Here is an 18335-nt window from a genome sequence, read left to right as displayed (position 1 = left end):
GGAGCATTGAAAAATGTCAAAGAAAAGACGTGACAGCAAAAATCGAGTTTTGCGGTCGGGAGAGAGCCAGAGAAAAGACGGAAGATATGCTTACAAATATATAGATACCTTTGGTAATCCGCAGTTTGTGTATGCGTGGAAGTTAGTACCTACGGACAAGACCCCTGCCGGAAAGCGTGAGGATATATCCCTACGAGAAAAGGTAAAAGAGATACAGAAAGACCTTGACGACGGGATAGACACCATAGGCAAGAAAATGACGGTCTGCCAACTTTATGCAAAGCAGATACGCCACCGGGGAAATGTAAGGTACAATACGAAAAACGGACGCAAGCGGCTGATGAAGCTACTGGAAGAAGATAAACTTGGGGGCTGCCCGATTGACAGCGTGAAGCTGTCCGACGCGAAAGAATGGGCAATCCGCATGAAAGAAAAAGGAATTTCCTATAAGACTATCAGTAATGACAAGCGTTCCTTGAAAGCTGCCTTTTACACAGCGATACAGGACGATTGCATAAGGAAAAATCCTTTTGACTTCCAGTTAAACACTGTCATTGAAGATGATACAGAACCAAAGGTTCCGCTAACACCAGCGCAGGAAGAAAGTTTTTTGTCCTTTGCTCAAAATGACAAAGTTTATCAGAAGTATTATGATGAGCTTATTATTTTGCTTGGGACAGGGCTTCGTATCTCTGAACTTTGCGGGCTGACCGATACTGACATTAACTTTGAGAATAGGATAATCAATGTAGACCACCAACTTTTAAGAAGTGCGGAAACAGGATATTACATTGAAACACCAAAAACGAAAAGCGGTATTCGTCAAATTCCAATGAGCGAAAAAGTATATGAAGCATTTAACCGAGTGCTGAAACGGCGCAGGGGTGCAAAAGCTGTTACTATTGACGGTTACAGCAACTTCCTTTTCCTCAACCGGGACGGCTACCCGAAAACAGCTACCAATTATGACGGTATGTTTAGGGGGCTTGCAAAGAAGTACAACAAGTACCATGAGGAAGCTCTACCGAAAGTAATGACACCGCACACCTTACGTCATACGTTCTGTACCAACATGGCAAATGCCGGAATGAACCCGAAAGCATTACAGTACATTATGGGACATTCCAACATTACTATGACGCTGAACTATTACGCACACGCTACTTTCGACAGCGCAAAAGCTGAAATGCTGCGGATAGCAGCTTAGTAGTAAATCAAGGTTTTACTACTTCTTTACTACTTTTGAAAGCAAAAACCTAAGCGGATATAAAAATATATGTGAGTTTCTTCCGATACGAAAAATGCCGGAAAAGCCTGTAAATACGGGCTATACCGGCATATAAGAACTTCTAAAAAGATAATCAAAATTCATATCTAATTTTCTTTGAAAAAATTCGTTTTAATTCTAATTTAAGCATCTCGTTTTTCCTCCGATTTTTCTCCAAAATAAAATAGAAATGCATCTTCCAGATTTTTTTCTACAGCCACAGCATCTTCTGTTGGCTTTTCTATTGAAATAATTCTAAGCTCTGCTCCGGTTTTTGTTGTTTTTATATTTCCAACCAAATATTCATTCATATATTTGTCTATCATATTTCTCGAAACATTACATTGCCATACCTTTTCTTTCATAGAAGATACTAAATCTTCCGCAGTACCTGCATAAAAAAGTTCTCCATCTTTCATTAACATAATGTTATTCGCAATGTATTCAATATCCGATACAATATGTGTAGACAAAAGCACCAAACGTTCTTCCGACAATTCACTAATTAAATTACGAAAACGTATTCTTTCATTCGGGTCTAATCCAGCGGTAGGTTCGTCCAGGACAAGAATTTGCGGATCGTTTAACATCGCCTGTGCTATTCCTACACGTCTAACCATTCCTCCAGACAAATTCTTCATTTTTCTTTTACTAAATTTTTCCATTCCTACTTGATTTAATAATTGCTTCACTTTTTTTCTGGCAAACGGCATTTTTAACCCTTTTATAGAAGAAATGTACATCATATAATCATATACGGTCAAATCTGGATAATATCCAAAATCCTGTGGTAAATATCCCAGAACTTCTCGGTATTCACCTCCTAGTTTCCATATATCTTTACCATTCCATAATATTTGTCCTTCTGATGGTTGAACAATCGTACAAAGCATACGCATTAATGTGGTCTTTCCTGCTCCATTTACTCCAAGCAGTCCATAAATTCCTTTTTCCATAACACAATTCACTTTATTAACAGCATTTACTTCTCCGTATTGTTTTGTTACATTTTTAAATTCTAATTTCATACGTGTAATCCTCCAAAATTTTTTCATCAAATACTAATGACTTCTGAACACAAAAAACAAAATATACAAAAGTCAATATCAGCATAGCCACCCATACCGGAGTTACAATTTTCTGATAAATAACATCATTTGCAACAATCATCATCCATAAACCAACCCATACCAGACAGGAAAGCACTGCTATATATTCTGATTTTTCCCATCTGCTGTACAATACACGAAAACATATACAACATGAAACATTTACCGGAAGCAAAAAATTAACCACCAAATCACTTAACGAGAGTATTGTTGTTTGATATGCAATTGCCAAAAACACCATAACGATCACCAGATCCACTACTCCAAACATTAACATTCTTGCTGTACAAATCTGACGCAGTGTGTAATAAGACGCCTGCTCAATCTCAATCGCACCATTTCTTCTGTTTTTCCAAATTTCCGGGATAATCAGAACCACAAATATTGTGGCAGATATTCCCATAATCCTCATCATATCTTTTATGTCTGACGTATAATTACTCAACCATATCCATAGACACATAAGAACACAACCTTGTAAAATCCACCATCTTTTTTTTATGAATTTTGTCTGCTCATACAAAAATTCAAAATAAGATGTTCTATGCGATTGTTTCGATAAAACCGACTCTGACAAAATATTCTGACATGCTTTTACTGTTTTGTTCTCTGCTTCAGCCCTTACATACTTTTCTTCAATCTCCTCTTTATATTCCTTTATTTGTTGCTTATAATTCTTCATCTTTTTTCACCTCCAACTCTTTCATTAAAAGTTCTTTTGCTCTTCCGATTCGATATTTTACAAGAGAAAGTTTGATATGAAGTAATTCTGCAATTTCTCTTTGCTTCAATTCCTGAAAAAAATATAAAACTGCCGTTTCTCTAATTTCTTCCGGTAACTTTCTCACTGCCTGTTCAATAGTTAATCGGACTCCTAGCTCTTCTACATGATTTTTACTACAGTCCTCTGATTTTAGCAGTTCCTCTGATGGAATATCTTTTTTCTTTTTGTAATAATTTTTAACGGTATTTCCGGCAATTGTATAAAGATAATTCTTAACTTTTCCATATTCTTTATATCTATATAAATTGGAAAAGAAACGTGTAAACACTTCTTGTGTCAAATCCTCTGCCTCATAGGGATCATTGATATGTAGCAAACAATATTGATATATACTTGAGTAATATTTTTTGACCAGTTTTTCACACGCATCTTCATCTCCTGCTCTTGCTAGATGTACTAACAAAGAATCAGTTTTGTATTCCATTCGCAAATTTGCCTCCCTCTGTTTTCTAAATAATATAACAATCCTACTATAAAAAAAGTTAGGATTTTCTTTTGTTTTTATTTATATTTTTCTAAATATTCTTCCAAACATAAATTTTCTTCTTTCATTATTTTAGCGACAGTCGTTCCAACATAACGGTAATGCCATGGTTCATTACTAATTCCTGTTATATCCGTTTTATCTTCCGGGTAACGTTTTACAAACCCATATTTATATGCATTTTCGTCTAACCATTGATATACTTTTTCAGAAGAACATTTGTCGGTATCCGCATTAATATCAACACTCAGTCCTAATTGGTGTTCGCTTGTATCGGGAATTGCAACATATTTCTCGGCTCTTTTTTTTGCTTCTTTCGCAGAATATCCTTGTTTTTCATATTCATTGATTTTCTCGTCCATAATTTTTTGTTGTTCTTCTGTTGTTCGATATCCTTCTCTAACAAACAGTGCCAGCCCCTCAGCTCTTGCATCATTAAACATTTGTTGTAATTCTGGATAAATCCGTGAATCTACTTTTTTACCATTCGATAATTCTGTCAATTCTACTTGATAATTATTTGGAATATAATGATTTCGATCGACCAAAATAAGATTCCATTCACCCGAAGTGTCTGCAAAGGACTTTTCTGACTGCAAAATTTTCGGTAATGTTAATTCTCCAACCTGCACATCGATTTTTATTGTTCTCCACATTACAACGGTTATTATGATAGTCATTAAAAGAATGAATACTCGTAAAATATTCTTTCTTCTACGATTGCTGTATCTTCTTTTGTTCATTTTCTCTCCCACACTTTCATTATCAAAATATTTCTACTTTTAATATAATTAACAACCAAAATGACAAAAGAGTTAGTATCTAAACTTATTTATCAATAAAAAGTTTATTTTTTCTCAATTCCAGCTCAATTTCCCCTCAATGCCTTTTTCCTCCGATTTTCGTATGCTTATCCCACAGCAGAGCAGTACCACACCGGTACGACCTGCTGAATCAATCAATACGAAAACGGAGGTATTTTTTATGCGAGAACTCAGAAACACAAAAATCATTGCTGTAGATCATGGCTACGGCAATATGAAAACAGCAAACACCGTCACCCCAACCGGCATCAAAGCCTATGAAACTGAACCGATCTTCACCGGGAATATTCTGGAATACAACGGCATTTACTACCGGATCGGCGAAGGACACAAAGAATTTATCCCGGATAAAGCTATGGACGAAGAATATTATCTTCTGACACTAATGGCTATTGCAAGGGAACTGAATGTCTTTTCCATCCGTGAAGCAGATGTTCATCTGGCTGCCGGACTTCCTCTCACATGGATCAGAAATCAAAGAGAAGCTTTTCGTTCCTATCTGCTCCAGAATCCAGAAGTCCATTACCTTTTTAACGGCAAAGAGTATCATCTCCGCTTTGTGGGATGCAGCCTTTACCCACAGGGGTATCCGGCTATCGTAAACCAACTAGGAAATTTCAAGGGAACCAATCTCCTTGCAGATATCGGAAACGGAACCATGAACATTCTGTATGTCAACAATAAGAAAGCGCAGGAGAGCCGATGCTGGACAGAAAAACTTGGTGTAAACCAGTGCATGATTGCCGCAAAGAACGCTGTTCTGGACAAATTCGGAGTGAAAATTGAAGAATCCACAGTAGAACAGATTCTGCGGTTTGGAACAGCTGACATTTCAGCACCATATCTGGATTGTATCAGTTCTATTGCCAGACAGTATGTGGCAGAACTTTTTTCCACGCTCCGCAAATATGAATACAATCCTGACCTGATGCGCCTGTATGTGGTTGGCGGCGGTGGATGCCTGATCCGTAACTTCGGAACGTATGACAAATCACGAGTCACAATCATTGATGACATCTGCGCCACTGCCAAAGGTTACGAATCTCTGGCTTATATGAGCCTGAAAAGGAGGGGATAAACTATGCAGAACAATATCCGCAACACAAACCTGCGCTTTAATCTGGACAAAGAACAGCAGCGGAGAGCCTGGGAATATTTACAGACGATGGACAGGCAGGATTTTAAATCTTACAGTCAGGTAATCTCTCTTGCACTGGTAGATTATTTTGACCGCTACTATCGCACACAGGCTGATCCTTATCTGGAAACAAGAGAACGGGAAGAACTTTTTGTGAAACAGATTGTAGATGCAGTGGAAAACAGTCTGAAACAGGCATTGCCACTTTTTCTTTCTGGACTGACTGCAGGCATGGTGCAAAGGGAGCCCCAAATCAGGGCGTCCTTTCCAGCACCTGAAAATTCACAGCCAGATAGTGATGTAGACTGGGATTTTCTTGGAGAATAAACCCTTTTGATTGGAGGTGAACACATGACTGACTTTCTGACAGCAGACACCAACCTGCCATCTTATATGATGTTTCCCCGTTTCCTTCTGGACATGGAAATAAACGAAACTGCCAAAATGCTTTATATTATCCTGCTCGACCGGGCAAGGCTTTCCCAGAAAAATGAGGGCTGGTCAGATACAGATGGTCATGTGTTCATTTACTTTACGATTGAAGCACTGGCAGAAGTTCTCCACAAAAGCCAGATGACTGTTAAAACTGCTCTGGCAGTACTGGAAAAACAGGAGCTTATCTTCCGAAAACGGCAGAGACCCGGACAGCCTAATCGGATTTATGTAAAACTCCCAAAAGAAACCATCCACTATACAGACAGATTTCTTTCCCTAAGACAGACAGAAAACTGTCCTATTGACAGACAGGATTCTTTCCCTGATACAGACAGAAAACTGTCTGGTAATAAGAAAGAGATAAAAAAGAACAATTTAGAAAAAAGAGGGAGTAAGGATCCACTCTCACCCTATGGAAAATTTCAAAATGTTTTTCTGTCAGAAAAAGAGCTTGAAGATATCCGGCAGACAATCCCTGACTGGCAGGATTATATTGAACGCTTATCCGGTTATATGGCTTCTACCGGAAAGCAATATCAGAACCATGCAGCTACCATCATCAGTTGGGCAAGACAGGATCATCCTGCTTCCCGGCAAAGGAATTACGAAAGTGAGGAATACGAAACACTATGACAAGATTTACAGAAAAAGAAAATGCTATAACACCAAACAGAGAACTTCAGCCTGATGAATATTTTAACGAAACAGACCACCTGATCTACTGTTCCAAATGCAATACGCCAAGACAATGCCGGCATGAATTACAGGGAAAGGTTCTTATTCCTTCCATCCGCTGTAAATGCCAGCAGGAAATCTTTGAGCAGGAAGAGGCCCAGAGAAAACTTCATGAAAAACAAATGGAAATAGAGCATCTTAAAACCAGCGGCTTACAGGACAAAGCACTCTATGACTACACTTTTGCCAGGGATAACGGCATCAATCCGGAAATAAAACTGGCACACAATTATGTAAGCAACTGGGAAGAGATGAAAGCAAACGCTTCCGGACTTCTCATCTGGGGTGATGTCGGTACTGGAAAATCTTTTTTTGCAGGCTGCATTGCCAATGCCCTTCTGGAAAAAGGCGTTCCTGTACTGATGACCAACTTTTCCCGGATTCTGAATACCCTTACCGGAATGCATTTTGAAGACAGAAACCAGTTCATCAACAGCTTAAACCGCTACAGTCTTCTGATTATTGATGATCTCGGAATTGAGCGGAACTCTGACTTTGCACTGGAACAGGTATTCAATGTGATCGACAGTCGTTACCGCAGTAAAAAGCCTCTGATCATAACGACCAATCTCACTTTATCCGAGCTGAATAACGCCGCTGATATCGCACACAAACGAATTTATGACCGTATTCTGGAGAGATGTATTCCTGTCCGTATCAATAACCGGAATATTCGTCAGGACAATGCAACAGCTAATTTAAAACAGGCAAAAAAATCCTGTTGAACAATCATGCTCCGAACCAGAATTGACTCGAAGAAGTATAACACAATGATTACTTTTCACTGACAGTGGTACTACTTTCTTTCCTCATTTATTACCAGAAATATGCCACTGTCAGTTATCTAAAACCATAGTACCAAACCAAAAGATTTTAAAACCAAAACTGCCCGGATACGGGCATAAAAAGGAGGTGCCAGATATGGCAGATAAAAGAATCATGACACCGGAAGAAAAAGCACTTTTACAGGCAAGACACCGCCAGGAAGAAGCCGAAGCAAGAAATCGCAAAAAAGAACGTGATGCCAGAACACACCGATTAGTCCAGGAAGGAGCCATTCTGGAAAGTATTGTTCCCCATATTAAAGAAATGGATTTAGATTCCCTGAAACGGGAGCTGATGATCCGGCTACGGGGAATGTAAACGCACAAGTTCTACTCCCGAAGGGCGCACTTACTCACCACCTGATAAATCAGGCAGTGGTATCCCCTTCGGGGCTCGTGCGCTCTGCCGAGGGCTTTATCCGCTGTTGCAGGCAACATCGAAAGGAGGTGCCAGATATGGCAATTTATCATATGCAAGCCAAAGTCGTCAGCCGTGGTTCCGGTCGGTCTGCTGTTGCTGCTTCTGCTTATATGAGCTGTAGCCGCATGTACAATGATTATGACGGCATCCAGCATGACTATACCAGAAAGCAGGGGCTGATCTATCAGGAGGTGATGCTTCCTCCAATGGCTCCATTGGAATGGAATGACCGGGAACAACTCTGGAATGCTGTGGAAGAAAACGAAAAGACCAAAGACAGCCGACTTGCAAGAGAATTTGTTGTCGCACTCCCTGTTGAGTTGGATAAAGACAGCAATATTTCTCTTCTTCAGGATTTTATTAAAAAGAATTTTGTAGATATGGGGATGTGTGCTGATTTTGCCATTCACGATACAGATGGGCACAATCCCCATGCACACATTCTTCTTACTGTCCGACCACTAAATGAAAATGGAACATGGCAGTATAAAACAGAAAAAGAATATCTCTGTATCAAAAATGGGGAAGAAAAAGGATTTACTGCTTCTGAATTTAAAACTGCTCAGAAACAGGGATGGGAAAAGCAATATCGCTATAAAGTTGGGAAAAAGAAAGAATATCTGACTTCCTCTGTTGCACAGGAAAAAGGATATGAACGGATTGATAAACACCCCAAGAGCAGCCGATATGGCAGACAGAATCCTATTTCCGAACAATGGAACAGTGATGAACAACTTTGCATCTGGCGGGCAAACTGGGCAGATGCCGTAAATAAAATGCTTGCACGTAATCAGATAAATGCTACCATTGATCACCGCAGCTTTGCAGATCAGGGAATCACCGAACAGCCAACCATCCATGAAGGCTACATTGCCCAGAATATGGAAAAGAAAGGCATAATATCAGACCGCTGTGAAATCAACCGACAGATTCGTGCGGATAACAAAATGCTCCGAGAATTAAAAGCAAATGTAGCAAAACTGGCTGAAGCTGTAGAAAAGTCTGTTCCGATAATTGCAGAAACATTGGAAGCAATCCGAAGTCACATGATTTTTACACAATATCATTTGCTCCACAATGAGATGCAAAAAGAAGTGATCCATGACTGGATGAATCATTTTAATCCAATACTGAATAAATATAATGCTGTTAAGAAGAAACTCAAAGCGAAAGTTTCGGAACGGAAAGAACTGAATGTGCAAAAGGATAAAACCAGTATTTTGAATCCCATCCAGCATATAAAATTGAATCAACAGCTTACCACTGTTACCGAAGAAATTGAAGAACTGAAATCACGGAAAGAGCAGCTAATCTTCCAGGCACAATGCACTACCGATAAAGATATGATGAATCTATCCAAGAAATACGACCAGATGAATAAAAATCTGGATGTCCTGGATTCTCAGGACACCTCGCTCAAAAAACAGCTTGAAAAAGACGCCACTGCTTTCCGGGAAGAAAAATTTCGTCCTGAGCCAGAACAATATACCAAATTACTGGATACCAGAATCCAGATACGTCCTGATTTCCGGGATAAGCTGATTGAACAACTCAAAGGTACTTTCGGTAAATATTACGACTATCACCGTCGTGATATTGCAGCCAATGAGGTGGATTATCTCAATGTGGAAGATCCTGATGTTTTCTCCCATCGTGCATGGGAACTTGAATATCAGAGGAAACAAGAGATGCGACGAAATCAGCCTGTTCGATCTAAGAAAAGGTCATATGATATGGAATTATAATTTCCTTATCGGGTAGGAGGTAAATAATTATTTTATTTACCGTCCTCCCACACCACCTGGCATACGGTTCCGTACCAAGGCGGTTCCTTAGTTTTCATAGACTACCAGATAATAGTCAAGCATGGATGTATATCCCAGCCTGACTATTATTTTATTTGTGATTACTGCATTTAGCACCTGTGCCATTCTCCAATAACCTTTCCTACTGCACGCAAGTTCCTTTGCTTTCCAATGTTCCAAGCCCAAGGCTTTTAACATTCGGTATTTTGTTTTGATTTTCTTCCATTGTTTCCAATAGACCGCTCGGATTCTGCGCCTTGCCCATTCATCTGTTGTTTTGAGAAGTCCTTTCATATCTGCAAGTCTGAAATATTCCACCCATCCTCACACATACTCTTGATACTTCTTTTCTCGTATCTCGTTGCTAATGCCCTTGTTTCTGTCAGTAAGTTCTCTGATTTTATTTTTCATCTTGACTACCGACTTTGGGTGTACTCTAAATCTGCATTTACCTTTGTATCTATAAAAGGTATATCCAAGGTATTTGACTTTGCTGATGTGAGCCACCTCTGTTTTCTTCCGATTTACTTTCAGGAATAGTTTTCCTTCTATAAATGGGATGATGTTCTTTAAGGTTCTTTCCGCACTTTTTCTGCTCTTGCAGAAAATCATACAATCGTCTGCATATCGGACAAATCTATGTCCTCTGCGCTCAAGTTCCTTGTCCAACTCATTTAACATTACATTGCTAAGCAACGGACTAAGCGGACCTCCTTGTGGCATACCTACCTCTGTACTTTCAAACATTCCATTTGCGATTACTCCTGCGTTAAGATATTTGTGTATCAGGGATATAACTCTGCCATCTTTGATGGTTCGTGCCAAAACCTCGATTAGCTTACTCTGGCTTACTGTGTCGAAGAATTTTTCCAAGTCCATATCTACCACATATACATAACCGTCGTTTACATTCTTCTGGCACCGTCTAAGAGCATCATGTGCTCCTCTTTTCGGTCTGAAACCAAAACTGCTTTCTGAGAATTGCTCCTCATAGATTGGCGATAATTCCTGTGCGATTGCCTGCTGTATAACTCTATCAACAACCGTAGGAACTCCTAACTTTCGGAACTCGCCCTTTGTTTCCTTGGGTATTTCTACCCTTCGAACCGGGTTCGGTTTATATTTTCCTTCCCTTATCTCTTGGATTAAGGATTCCTGGTTTTCTCTAAGGAAGGGCAGAAGTTCATCCACCTGCATACCATCGATTCCACCATTCCCCTTGTTTCTTTTGACTTGTTTATAGGCATTATTAAGATTGTCTTTTCGCAAAATCATGTCCAAAAGATTGTTCGTCCAATAGTCTGTGATGACACCGCTCTTTTCAGTAATCTTTGAGTAGTCGAACACTTCTGCATACTCTTTCTGTTCCGCAGATACCATTTGCAGATAGTCCTCTATATGAAGTTGTCTGTTCTTAAATCTACTTTCAGTTACATTCATTGCTTGTGTCTCCTAAAGTTCAGCCCTTCGCCAGTGTTTGCAACCACTGGTTTACTATGGCTTCTGCTGACTTCTCGCCATTCGTTGTTACTGACGGATTTCATACTCTGTTTCCATCCGCTGACGAGACCTCCCTTGGTACCACACGTCACTTTCTCTCCATACATCTGCCACATATACTATAGTTAATTCCGAGTAGTTATTGGACTTTAGTTTGTTTAGCAACCTTATCCTTAACCATAGCCTCATGTGATTTCTGTTCGTCAGACCAGAGATTTGCCTACACCTTCCTTCAGATTCCACCTCACGATGGACACCCTTGGTGTTCGGCTGTATCCTTCCCACTACTAGGGTGGATTAGGAACTTTCATCCATTAGCGACGTGCGCCGCAAGGCGCACTAAAAAGAGGCGCATGGATCAGCAAATCCATACGCCTAATTGATACCTTGTTTCTATTCCTTGCGAATTCTTTCAACAACACTTTCCCGACTCATCTTTTCAAACTGATACTTTGGTATCACATACGCAATCCCAACCAAAATTGGAATCATAAGCACACATGGCACTATCGTAAGATGTAGCCGGAAGAAAAATGCCGTACCGAGCGTATTTATTAAAATCTGCTTTGCTCCAACCGCAACTAACAATACTGCAATCATAAATGCGCCTCCCAAATATAGGAATCCCTCAGCCACTAGCATTTTCGATATCTGTTTTTTCGTCATTCCAACAACTTCCAAAAGTGCCAGTTCTTTTTTTCTGCTAATTACAGAAGTTGCTGTTGTATTAAAGAAATTCATAATGCCAATAAAGGCTAAAATAACGACAAGAAAACTACCGATCATATAATATTTACTGACAAACCGCCTAAAGCTCGCCTTCATATCCAATACAGAAAAAACATTTATCATATCATTTTCTTTCAAAACATTTTTATCAATGTATTCTTTTACTTGCTTATCCTCGCCCTTCTTGGCATCAATAGTAGCATACATTGCTGATTGATTTTCTGTCTGGGTGATATACTCTTCTTCTGGGACCATTACTGTAACATAAACAGAATCTGCATACGGATAATCCAGGGAATATGGCATCATAGCTTCTCCGATCACCCCATAATCTTTCTGTTTTCCGTTTCCGTACTCCATTTTAAAAGTTTCGCCAGACTGATAATAAGAAACTGGTTGTTCTGTATATTTATCACTATAGTCCACAATCACATAATCCCCACTTTTAAACGTATCCCAGGAACATTTTTCCCCTTTCCATTCTAACATATCAAACACCGCTTCACTAATTCCGAGGAAATGAACCTTTACAGTATTATCCGCTTTTGTTTCCTCCCAGATTTGCTTTTCATAATCTGTCCAGTTTTCTTTGTTTTTTTCTGCCAATGTCTCCCACGTTTTCAAAAGTGCCGGTTCCATCTTATGTCTTTCTTCCGAATAATACACATATCCTGTTTTCTCACTTTCCGGACACTTATTCAGAATCTCTTTGATTTCAGGTGTAATACCATTGAAATTTGTATTCGATAAAGTGTCGGTCATCTGATCCAGTTGAAAATCAGATGCTAAAAATATATTCCGGTAAGACTCAAAATCATATCCCTGCACCAACATCACAATACAGTTGACCACTACCATAGAAAGAGCGATAGAAAACATAACAATCAATCCCTTTTTCCAGTTATGGAACACATTTTGAACTGCCATTCCCCACCAGGTTACAGAAGTATTCTTTTTTATTTTCTTCTGTGACTGCTCTCCTTCTGCCAAATGTAGGGCTTCCACAGGCGAAACTCTTTCCACCATTTTACAAGCCTGTAGACTGGATAAATACACCGTTAAAAGTGTCAGAAGTGCTGCTGCAAAAAAAATCAAAGGATTAGCTGATACTACTGTCTGTGCAGTCTTTCCTGCCTGTGCACTGATTTGGGCATCTGCTGTCAGAGACGGCGACATACAAAAACCTGCAAGATAACCGAAAATCAATCCGATTGGAATCCCCACTGCTGACAATTTCCATGCCTGCATACGTACAATTTTTTTCAATTGTTTTCCTGTTGTTCCCACGTTCTTCAATAATCCATAGGCTCTAATATCCGTTTTCACGGATATATTAAAAATATTATAAATAATTAAGTAACCAGCCAATATCACAAACAGTACCATTACAATAAGGGAAGTGAATGAAAATGAATCTTCTTCAAAAAGATTATATGCCGGATTGATCTCCAATCCTGTCCCTGCTTTCGTAAATCCTGCTGTCTTAGATATATTTTCTGTTTTCTTTTCCAGATTCCAAAGATTCTTGTACCAGACAGAATACTCCTTTCCCCCATTATAGATACCATTTTCTAATTCTTTCTGTGTAACAGGATAACAATTCTCCTTCGCATAGGCTTCAGATACCCAGACCATCTGACCTAAAACAGCCTTATCACCCTGCCAAAATCCACATATCTGGAATGTATCTGTTTTGTATTGTTTCAGCATTGGATTTACTTCCCACGTCAGCGTGACTTCTTCCCCAATCTTTGGTGTAACTCCCAATGCTTCCAGTACCAAGCTGCTGACTGCTACTTCATTTTCCTTCTCTGGCAGTCTTCCTGTAGTTGGCAGACAATTAAAGCTTTCTGCCATATTTTTATCTGCATATCTAACTTCTACTGAAAAGCCAAAATGTTTATCTCTTCCTGCTCCCAGAAAAATGCCTGTTCCATATCGTTCCACCTCATCACTTTGTTCTATTGTTTTTTGCAATCTCTCCGCATCTTCTTCTGACAAATTCTGCGCAATAGCATGGGATGAATCCATAAATTGCTTAATTTCCGTTGCTCTTTTGGAAAGTATCATGGATACGCTCCCCACAAAGAGGCTTGTAAATAACAGTGATGTCAACATGATTGCAATAACAGCAATAATATTTCTTGCTCGGTTCATTTTCATAAAACGTTTCGTCAATAATCGTAACGTTTCTTTATTCTCTACTTTTACCATATAAACGCCCTCACTATACCAAACCACTGTCTGAAACAATTTTTCCGTCTTCAATCTGTAAAATCCTGTCAGCCATCTGGGCAATCTCCTCATTGTGAGTAATCATTACAATCGTTTGATGAAAACGCTTACTGGTGACTTTTAAAAGTCCCAATACATCCTGACTCGTTTTTGAGTCCAGATTGCCTGTCGGTTCATCTGCCAGCAAAATAGCAGGTTTTGCCGCTAATGCTCTTGCGATTGCCACCCTTTGCTGCTGACCCCCTGACAGTGCACTTGGAAGATTTTCCAGTTTTGTCCGAATGCCCAGTGTATCTATGATTTCATTTACATAGCCTTTTTCAATCTTTTTTCCATCCAGTTTTACAGGAAGAACAATATTTTCCCATACATTCAGCATCGGAACCAGATTATACTGTTGAAATACAAATCCAATATTTCTACGCCTAAAAATAGTAAGCTCTTCATCTGTCATATGGCTTAAATTCTGTCCGTCAACAATGACCTGACCGGATGTTGGATTATCCAAACCACCAATGATATGAAGCAATGTAGACTTTCCACTTCCAGAGGTTCCAACAATCGCTACAAACTCCCCTTTTTCTACTTCCAGGTTTATACCATCAAGAGCCCTGACTTCTGTTTCTCCCTGCCCATATATTTTTCGTAAATTTACTGCTTTTAATATATTCATGCCATCCTCCCGTCAAAAAAGCCTGTATTGATCTTTACAATACAGACTTTATCATAACAATGTCTCCATCTGGTTTCTGAAATATCACAGTTTTGATACTATTCCTTCTTTGCTATCGGAAGAAACACAGAAAATGTAGAACCCTTTCCTCTCTTTGATGTCACTTTTATATACCCCTTTTGTGCCTGAATGATCTCTCTTGCAAGGAATAAGCCAATTCCTACTCCTGGCTGGTCTGCCACTGACAGACTCCGATAAAACCTTCCAAATATCTTTGGTATTTCTTCTTTTTCTATTCCAATGCCATCATCAATGATATCAATCTTTACAAAAAAAGAATACTGCTCGACTTTTATCTGAACATTTCCCCCACATGCTGTGTATTTAATCGCATTGTCTACAATATTTCCGAGTGCCTCCACAGTCCATTTTGAATCACATCGAATATGCAAATCCGTGTCACATAGGCTCAGAGTAATATTCTTCTCCCTTACTTTTACGTTAAACTGTTGCTGTATAGATTCAAGCATCTGCTTAATAGTAGTATCCTCCGAATGTACTGCGATAATTCCACTCTCCATCCGTGATAATTTGACCAATGATTGTATCAAAAAATCTAATTTCTCTGTTTGCTCCAAAATGGTAGCTATTTCCTCCTGATTTTCATTACTCACTTCAGAGAGTATTTCTCCATAGATTTTCAGATTTGAAATAGGAGTCAGTGTCTGATGCGCAATATCTGAAATAAGTTTTTGTATCACTTCTTTCTGTTCCTGTTGATTTTTTCCTGCCAGAAAGCTACTGTCTATATATTGTTTCATGCTGTTTTCAAGAGCAGAATACTTTTCTTCTGATATTTCTGTCCGTTCCAGTTCTCCATCTATTGCACAGTCCAGCATTTGCTGCAGCCGGTTCAAAAGCTTTTTTTCTTTCTGATAAAAAAAGCTGTACCAAAAAACTCCGCTCAGGACAAATATAACTACAATCAACATAATTGTTTCTATCATCCATTCACCGCCCATGTATAACCAATTCCATAAACCGTCTTGATATATTCAGGCTTCTGCGTATCATCTTCTAATTTGTCTCTGAGGCGTTTGATTGCAACAGTCAAGGCATGGGCATCCACAAACTCTGTATCTCCCTGCCATACCTCGTCAATCAGATATTCCCGTTTCAATACTTTTCCTCTGTTTTCACACAGCACTCTAAGGAGCTTTTGTTCTGTCTTACTAAGTTCAATAGGTTCTCCATCTTTGAAAAATTCCATTTTATCGAAATAGAACTCAAATCCATCAAGCTCCATAGAATTCTTAGCTGCTGCCTCTTTATTTCTAAGCTGCACAGACACTCTTGCACGCAAAACCATCAAACTAAACGGTTTCGTAATATAATCATTTGCCCCTGCTTCCAATCCTGTCACAATATCCACTTCCATGTTATTTACTGTAAGCAGAATAATCGGCACCTGACTGTTTTTCCTTATTTCTCTTACAAAATCAATCCCATTCCCATCCGGCAAGTTCACATCTAATAAAACTAATGTAATGTCTTCCCTGTTTAGAATCGCTCTCGCTTCCTGCAAAGTTCTGCACTGATAAAAGAAATAAGCATCATTCTTTAAAGCCAGACGGATTCCATCATTTAATTTTTTGTCATCTTCAACAATCAGTAACTTTTCACTCATATTTTCTCTGCTTTCTTACAAATTACGCTAATTGTATCATTGCCAGTTTTATAAATCAAATCATTAAATCAAAATCTCCGACAGAATTTATTTTATAAACAGCAAAAAGCTCCCGAAGGAGCTTTCCACACTTTAAATATAGACCAATTCTTTTAACACAATCTCTTCTACCATATTACGAATACCATTTACCGCTCTGACCCATTCCATCTGGTCACAAGCTTTCAATTCTTCCGTAATGCCCTGCCTCTCCATCATCTGACGCACCAGAATATCCATTCTCTCCTGTGCTTCATCGTCCACAGTATTCAGATGTTCTGTCAGTCTGTCTTCCAACATATACAGTGAATACATTGCCGGACGATGCTCTTTCAGATACGTTTTTCGCATCATTCCATATTTCCCATAATGCGGTTCTTCATCTGTACTGACAAGATTCGGATAGTAAATTCCGTCTGCGCCAAGTGTGTAGGTTCCACCCATTTTTTCAAATGTGCTTTTCATGTGTTATTCCTCCTTGAAATCAGCAATGTCCTTAGATCATCGCAAAATATTTCAGGGCAGCCTTAATTGCTTCTTCTTTCTCTTTCGGACACTGTGGCACTTTTGGATTTTCTGTCTTTGGCAGATTATAGTTCTCTCCTACTTCGATTCCACATTTCCTTTTGATTTGAGAAATATATAAATTTGAAACCTTCAAGCCAAATTCTTTCAGCACATAATCTTTGATTTCCTGATAGGTTGCTTTCAACTCGGCACTTGTAGCATCCAGCTCGTCCAAGTCTAAGTCGATCTCTATCGTGTCATCCGGCTTTTGTTGGGACAAAAGAACAACCGTCTCAACGTGTCCCGTCCAAGGAAACATGTCTACCGGTGTTGCTTCGATGAATCTGTAACCTAAGTCGCCGAGCAGTTTTATGTCTCTGGCAAGGGTTGCGGCATCGCATGAGATATAGACTATACGATCCACTCCGGAGTTTGCCACTGCTTCGAGAAGTTCAGGTCTGCATCCGGCTCTCGGAGGATCGAGTATCGCGATTTCTGCCGAGTGTATCAGCACGGCAAGCTCAGGATCGATCCTGCCTGGATTATCTGCGCCATCTGCATTCACTGTATTTTCTGTTCGCTCTGCACTGTCCACATTCTCTGAGCTTTCGATACTTTGAGCTGCCTTCATGTACTGCGGCAGGATCTCTTCTGCTTTTCCGCAGATATATCGTGCATTGACGATATTATTTATGACTGCGTTCCTGTTCGCATCGATCACTGCTTCTTTCACCGATTCGATCCCGACTACTGCTTTTGCTGCATCCGCACAGTAAAGACCTATGGTCCCTATCCCGCAGTAAAGGTCGAGCACTACCGGTTTATCCTCATTATCCTGCTGCCCGGCACCATCCATGATCCCGTCCGCCTGCGCTTCTGCAGCTGCTGCATTTCCTGCCTGCCCGGCATCCGTATCGAACCCGCAGTATTCTCTTACCTTGTCATAAAGCCGCTTCATCTGCACCGGATTCACCTGATAAAAGCTCATCGGGGATATTTCAAACTCCAGGTCACCGATGCGATCGACGATCACCGGCTTTCCGGCGACGACCACGTTCTTGTCACCCATTATGTCAGGCCCCGCTCCGGCCTTCGGCCTCCGCGCCGCCTTCGACCCGCCACCGGACCTGCTGCCCCGC

General features: G+C 39.8%; 17 protein-coding genes and 1 pseudogene. 7 read left to right on the top strand and 11 right to left on the bottom strand.

The features are described from left to right. The first annotated feature begins 13 nt into the window (after positions 1-13). Positions 14-1207 (top strand): site-specific integrase, encoded by a 1194-nt coding sequence (locus OCV59_RS10525; RefSeq protein ID WP_002610375.1) that lies wholly within the window; start codon positions 14-16, stop codon positions 1205-1207. Between the two features lie 203 nt (positions 1208-1410). Here OCV59_RS10525 and OCV59_RS10520 read toward each other — a convergent pair whose 3' ends face one another. The 4 genes from OCV59_RS10520 to OCV59_RS10505 all read right to left on the bottom strand — a co-directional run bounded on the left by OCV59_RS10520 (position 1411) and on the right by OCV59_RS10505 (position 4387). Then, positions 1411-2295: an ABC transporter ATP-binding protein gene (locus OCV59_RS10520; RefSeq protein ID WP_147594429.1), complete on the bottom strand. Its 885-nt coding sequence runs from the start codon at positions 2293-2295 to the stop codon at positions 1411-1413. Next, positions 2279-3058, bottom strand: a complete 780-nt coding sequence (locus OCV59_RS10515) for a hypothetical protein (RefSeq protein ID WP_147594428.1) — start codon at positions 3056-3058, stop codon at positions 2279-2281. Before OCV59_RS10515 ends, OCV59_RS10520 begins: the two co-directional genes overlap by 17 nt. Further along, the gene (locus OCV59_RS10510) at positions 3045-3584 is read right to left on the bottom strand and encodes an RNA polymerase sigma factor (protein WP_005348545.1); all 540 of its coding nucleotides are present in this window, start codon (positions 3582-3584) and stop codon (positions 3045-3047) included. The genes OCV59_RS10515 and OCV59_RS10510 overlap by 14 nt, the downstream gene beginning before the upstream one ends. Before the next feature lie 77 nt (positions 3585-3661). Then, positions 3662-4387, bottom strand: coding sequence for a M15 family metallopeptidase (locus OCV59_RS10505; protein WP_226911820.1), 726 nt, complete (start codon positions 4385-4387; stop codon positions 3662-3664). A 163-nt stretch (positions 4388-4550) separates the two neighbouring features. Here OCV59_RS10505 and OCV59_RS10500 point away from each other — a divergent pair, with 163 nt between their 5' ends. From OCV59_RS10500 to mobQ, 6 genes are all read left to right on the top strand, one after another. After that, on the top strand, positions 4551-5546 hold the full coding sequence (locus OCV59_RS10500) for a ParM/StbA family protein (protein ID WP_449495054.1): 996 nt from the start codon (positions 4551-4553) through the stop codon (positions 5544-5546). Positions 5547-5549: 3 nt separating this feature from the next. Next, complete coding sequence (locus OCV59_RS10495; RefSeq protein ID WP_117549567.1) at positions 5550-5933, top strand: adenylate cyclase; 384 nt, start codon at positions 5550-5552, stop codon at positions 5931-5933. Positions 5934-5957: 24 nt separating this feature from the next. Further along, entirely contained in the window at positions 5958-6674 is a 717-nt protein-coding gene (locus OCV59_RS10490; RefSeq protein ID WP_147594427.1) for a replication initiator protein A, read from the top strand. After that, entirely contained in the window at positions 6671-7501 is an 831-nt protein-coding gene (locus OCV59_RS10485; protein WP_147594426.1) for an ATP-binding protein, read from the top strand. Before OCV59_RS10490 ends, OCV59_RS10485 begins: the two co-directional genes overlap by 4 nt. Positions 7502-7697: 196 nt before the next feature. Continuing rightward, on the top strand, positions 7698-7919 hold the full coding sequence (locus tag OCV59_RS10480) for a DUF3847 domain-containing protein (RefSeq protein ID WP_005362330.1): 222 nt from the start codon (positions 7698-7700) through the stop codon (positions 7917-7919). A 137-nt stretch (positions 7920-8056) separates the two neighbouring features. Beyond that, positions 8057-9766, top strand: a complete 1710-nt coding sequence (gene mobQ / locus OCV59_RS10475) for a MobQ family relaxase (protein WP_147594425.1) — start codon at positions 8057-8059, stop codon at positions 9764-9766. Between the two features lie 87 nt (positions 9767-9853). Here the strand turns inward: mobQ and ltrA are convergent. The 7 genes and pseudogenes from ltrA to OCV59_RS10440 form a co-directional block, all read right to left on the bottom strand. After that, positions 9854-11266 (bottom strand): annotated as a pseudogene (gene ltrA / locus OCV59_RS10470) (group II intron reverse transcriptase/maturase). Positions 11267-11719: 453 nt separating this feature from the next. After that, positions 11720-14269 carry an ABC transporter permease gene (locus OCV59_RS10465; RefSeq protein WP_147594424.1) on the bottom strand — a complete coding sequence of 850 codons (2550 nt, stop codon included), beginning with the start codon at positions 14267-14269 and terminating at the stop codon, positions 11720-11722. 13 nt (positions 14270-14282) lie between these two features. After that, positions 14283-14963: an ABC transporter ATP-binding protein gene (locus OCV59_RS10460; protein ID WP_005362338.1), complete on the bottom strand. Its 681-nt coding sequence runs from the start codon at positions 14961-14963 to the stop codon at positions 14283-14285. Positions 14964-15061: 98 nt separating this feature from the next. Continuing rightward, positions 15062-15970, bottom strand: coding sequence for a sensor histidine kinase (locus OCV59_RS10455; protein ID WP_005362341.1), 909 nt, complete (start codon positions 15968-15970; stop codon positions 15062-15064). Beyond that, entirely contained in the window at positions 15967-16650 is a 684-nt protein-coding gene (locus OCV59_RS10450) for a response regulator transcription factor (protein WP_005362343.1), read from the bottom strand. The genes OCV59_RS10455 and OCV59_RS10450 overlap by 4 nt, the downstream gene beginning before the upstream one ends. A 132-nt stretch (positions 16651-16782) precedes the next feature. After that, entirely contained in the window at positions 16783-17154 is a 372-nt protein-coding gene (locus tag OCV59_RS10445) for a TnpV protein (RefSeq protein ID WP_119637245.1), read from the bottom strand. Between the two features lie 31 nt (positions 17155-17185). Further along, positions 17186-18335, bottom strand: a 1150-nt coding sequence (locus OCV59_RS10440; RefSeq protein WP_147594423.1) for a class I SAM-dependent RNA methyltransferase, incomplete at its 5' end; no start/stop codon positions are given.

The sequence above is a fragment of the Brotomerdimonas butyrica genome, from assembly GCF_025567305.1.
Lineage (GTDB): Bacteria > Bacillota > Clostridia > Peptostreptococcales > Anaerovoracaceae > Lentihominibacter > Lentihominibacter butyricus.
Note: the sequence above shows the minus strand (reverse complement) of the source record. Positions and strands in the feature narration are given on the sequence as shown.

What these genes read in the sequence shown, in the direction of transcription:
- OCV59_RS10525 (WP_002610375.1), top strand. Translation starts at nt 14, where the DNA reads ATGTCAAAGAAAAGACGTGACAGCAAAAATCGAGTTTTGCGGTCGGGA.
- OCV59_RS10520 (WP_147594429.1), bottom strand. Translation starts at nt 2,295, where the DNA reads ATGAAATTAGAATTTAAAAATGTAACAAAACAATACGGAGAAGTAAAT.
- OCV59_RS10515 (WP_147594428.1), bottom strand. Translation starts at nt 3,058, where the DNA reads ATGAAGAATTATAAGCAACAAATAAAGGAATATAAAGAGGAGATTGAA.
- OCV59_RS10510 (WP_005348545.1), bottom strand. Translation starts at nt 3,584, where the DNA reads ATGGAATACAAAACTGATTCTTTGTTAGTACATCTAGCAAGAGCAGGA.
- OCV59_RS10505 (WP_226911820.1), bottom strand. Translation starts at nt 4,387, where the DNA reads ATGAACAAAAGAAGATACAGCAATCGTAGAAGAAAGAATATTTTACGA.
- OCV59_RS10500 (WP_449495054.1), top strand. Translation starts at nt 4,551, where the DNA reads ATGCTTATCCCACAGCAGAGCAGTACCACACCGGTACGACCTGCTGAA.
- OCV59_RS10495 (WP_117549567.1), top strand. Translation starts at nt 5,550, where the DNA reads ATGCAGAACAATATCCGCAACACAAACCTGCGCTTTAATCTGGACAAA.
- OCV59_RS10490 (WP_147594427.1), top strand. Translation starts at nt 5,958, where the DNA reads ATGACTGACTTTCTGACAGCAGACACCAACCTGCCATCTTATATGATG.
- OCV59_RS10485 (WP_147594426.1), top strand. Translation starts at nt 6,671, where the DNA reads ATGACAAGATTTACAGAAAAAGAAAATGCTATAACACCAAACAGAGAA.
- OCV59_RS10480 (WP_005362330.1), top strand. Translation starts at nt 7,698, where the DNA reads ATGGCAGATAAAAGAATCATGACACCGGAAGAAAAAGCACTTTTACAG.
- mobQ (WP_147594425.1), top strand. Translation starts at nt 8,057, where the DNA reads ATGGCAATTTATCATATGCAAGCCAAAGTCGTCAGCCGTGGTTCCGGT.
- OCV59_RS10465 (WP_147594424.1), bottom strand. Translation starts at nt 14,269, where the DNA reads ATGGTAAAAGTAGAGAATAAAGAAACGTTACGATTATTGACGAAACGT.
- OCV59_RS10460 (WP_005362338.1), bottom strand. Translation starts at nt 14,963, where the DNA reads ATGAATATATTAAAAGCAGTAAATTTACGAAAAATATATGGGCAGGGA.
- OCV59_RS10455 (WP_005362341.1), bottom strand. Translation starts at nt 15,970, where the DNA reads ATGATAGAAACAATTATGTTGATTGTAGTTATATTTGTCCTGAGCGGA.
- OCV59_RS10450 (WP_005362343.1), bottom strand. Translation starts at nt 16,650, where the DNA reads ATGAGTGAAAAGTTACTGATTGTTGAAGATGACAAAAAATTAAATGAT.
- OCV59_RS10445 (WP_119637245.1), bottom strand. Translation starts at nt 17,154, where the DNA reads ATGAAAAGCACATTTGAAAAAATGGGTGGAACCTACACACTTGGCGCA.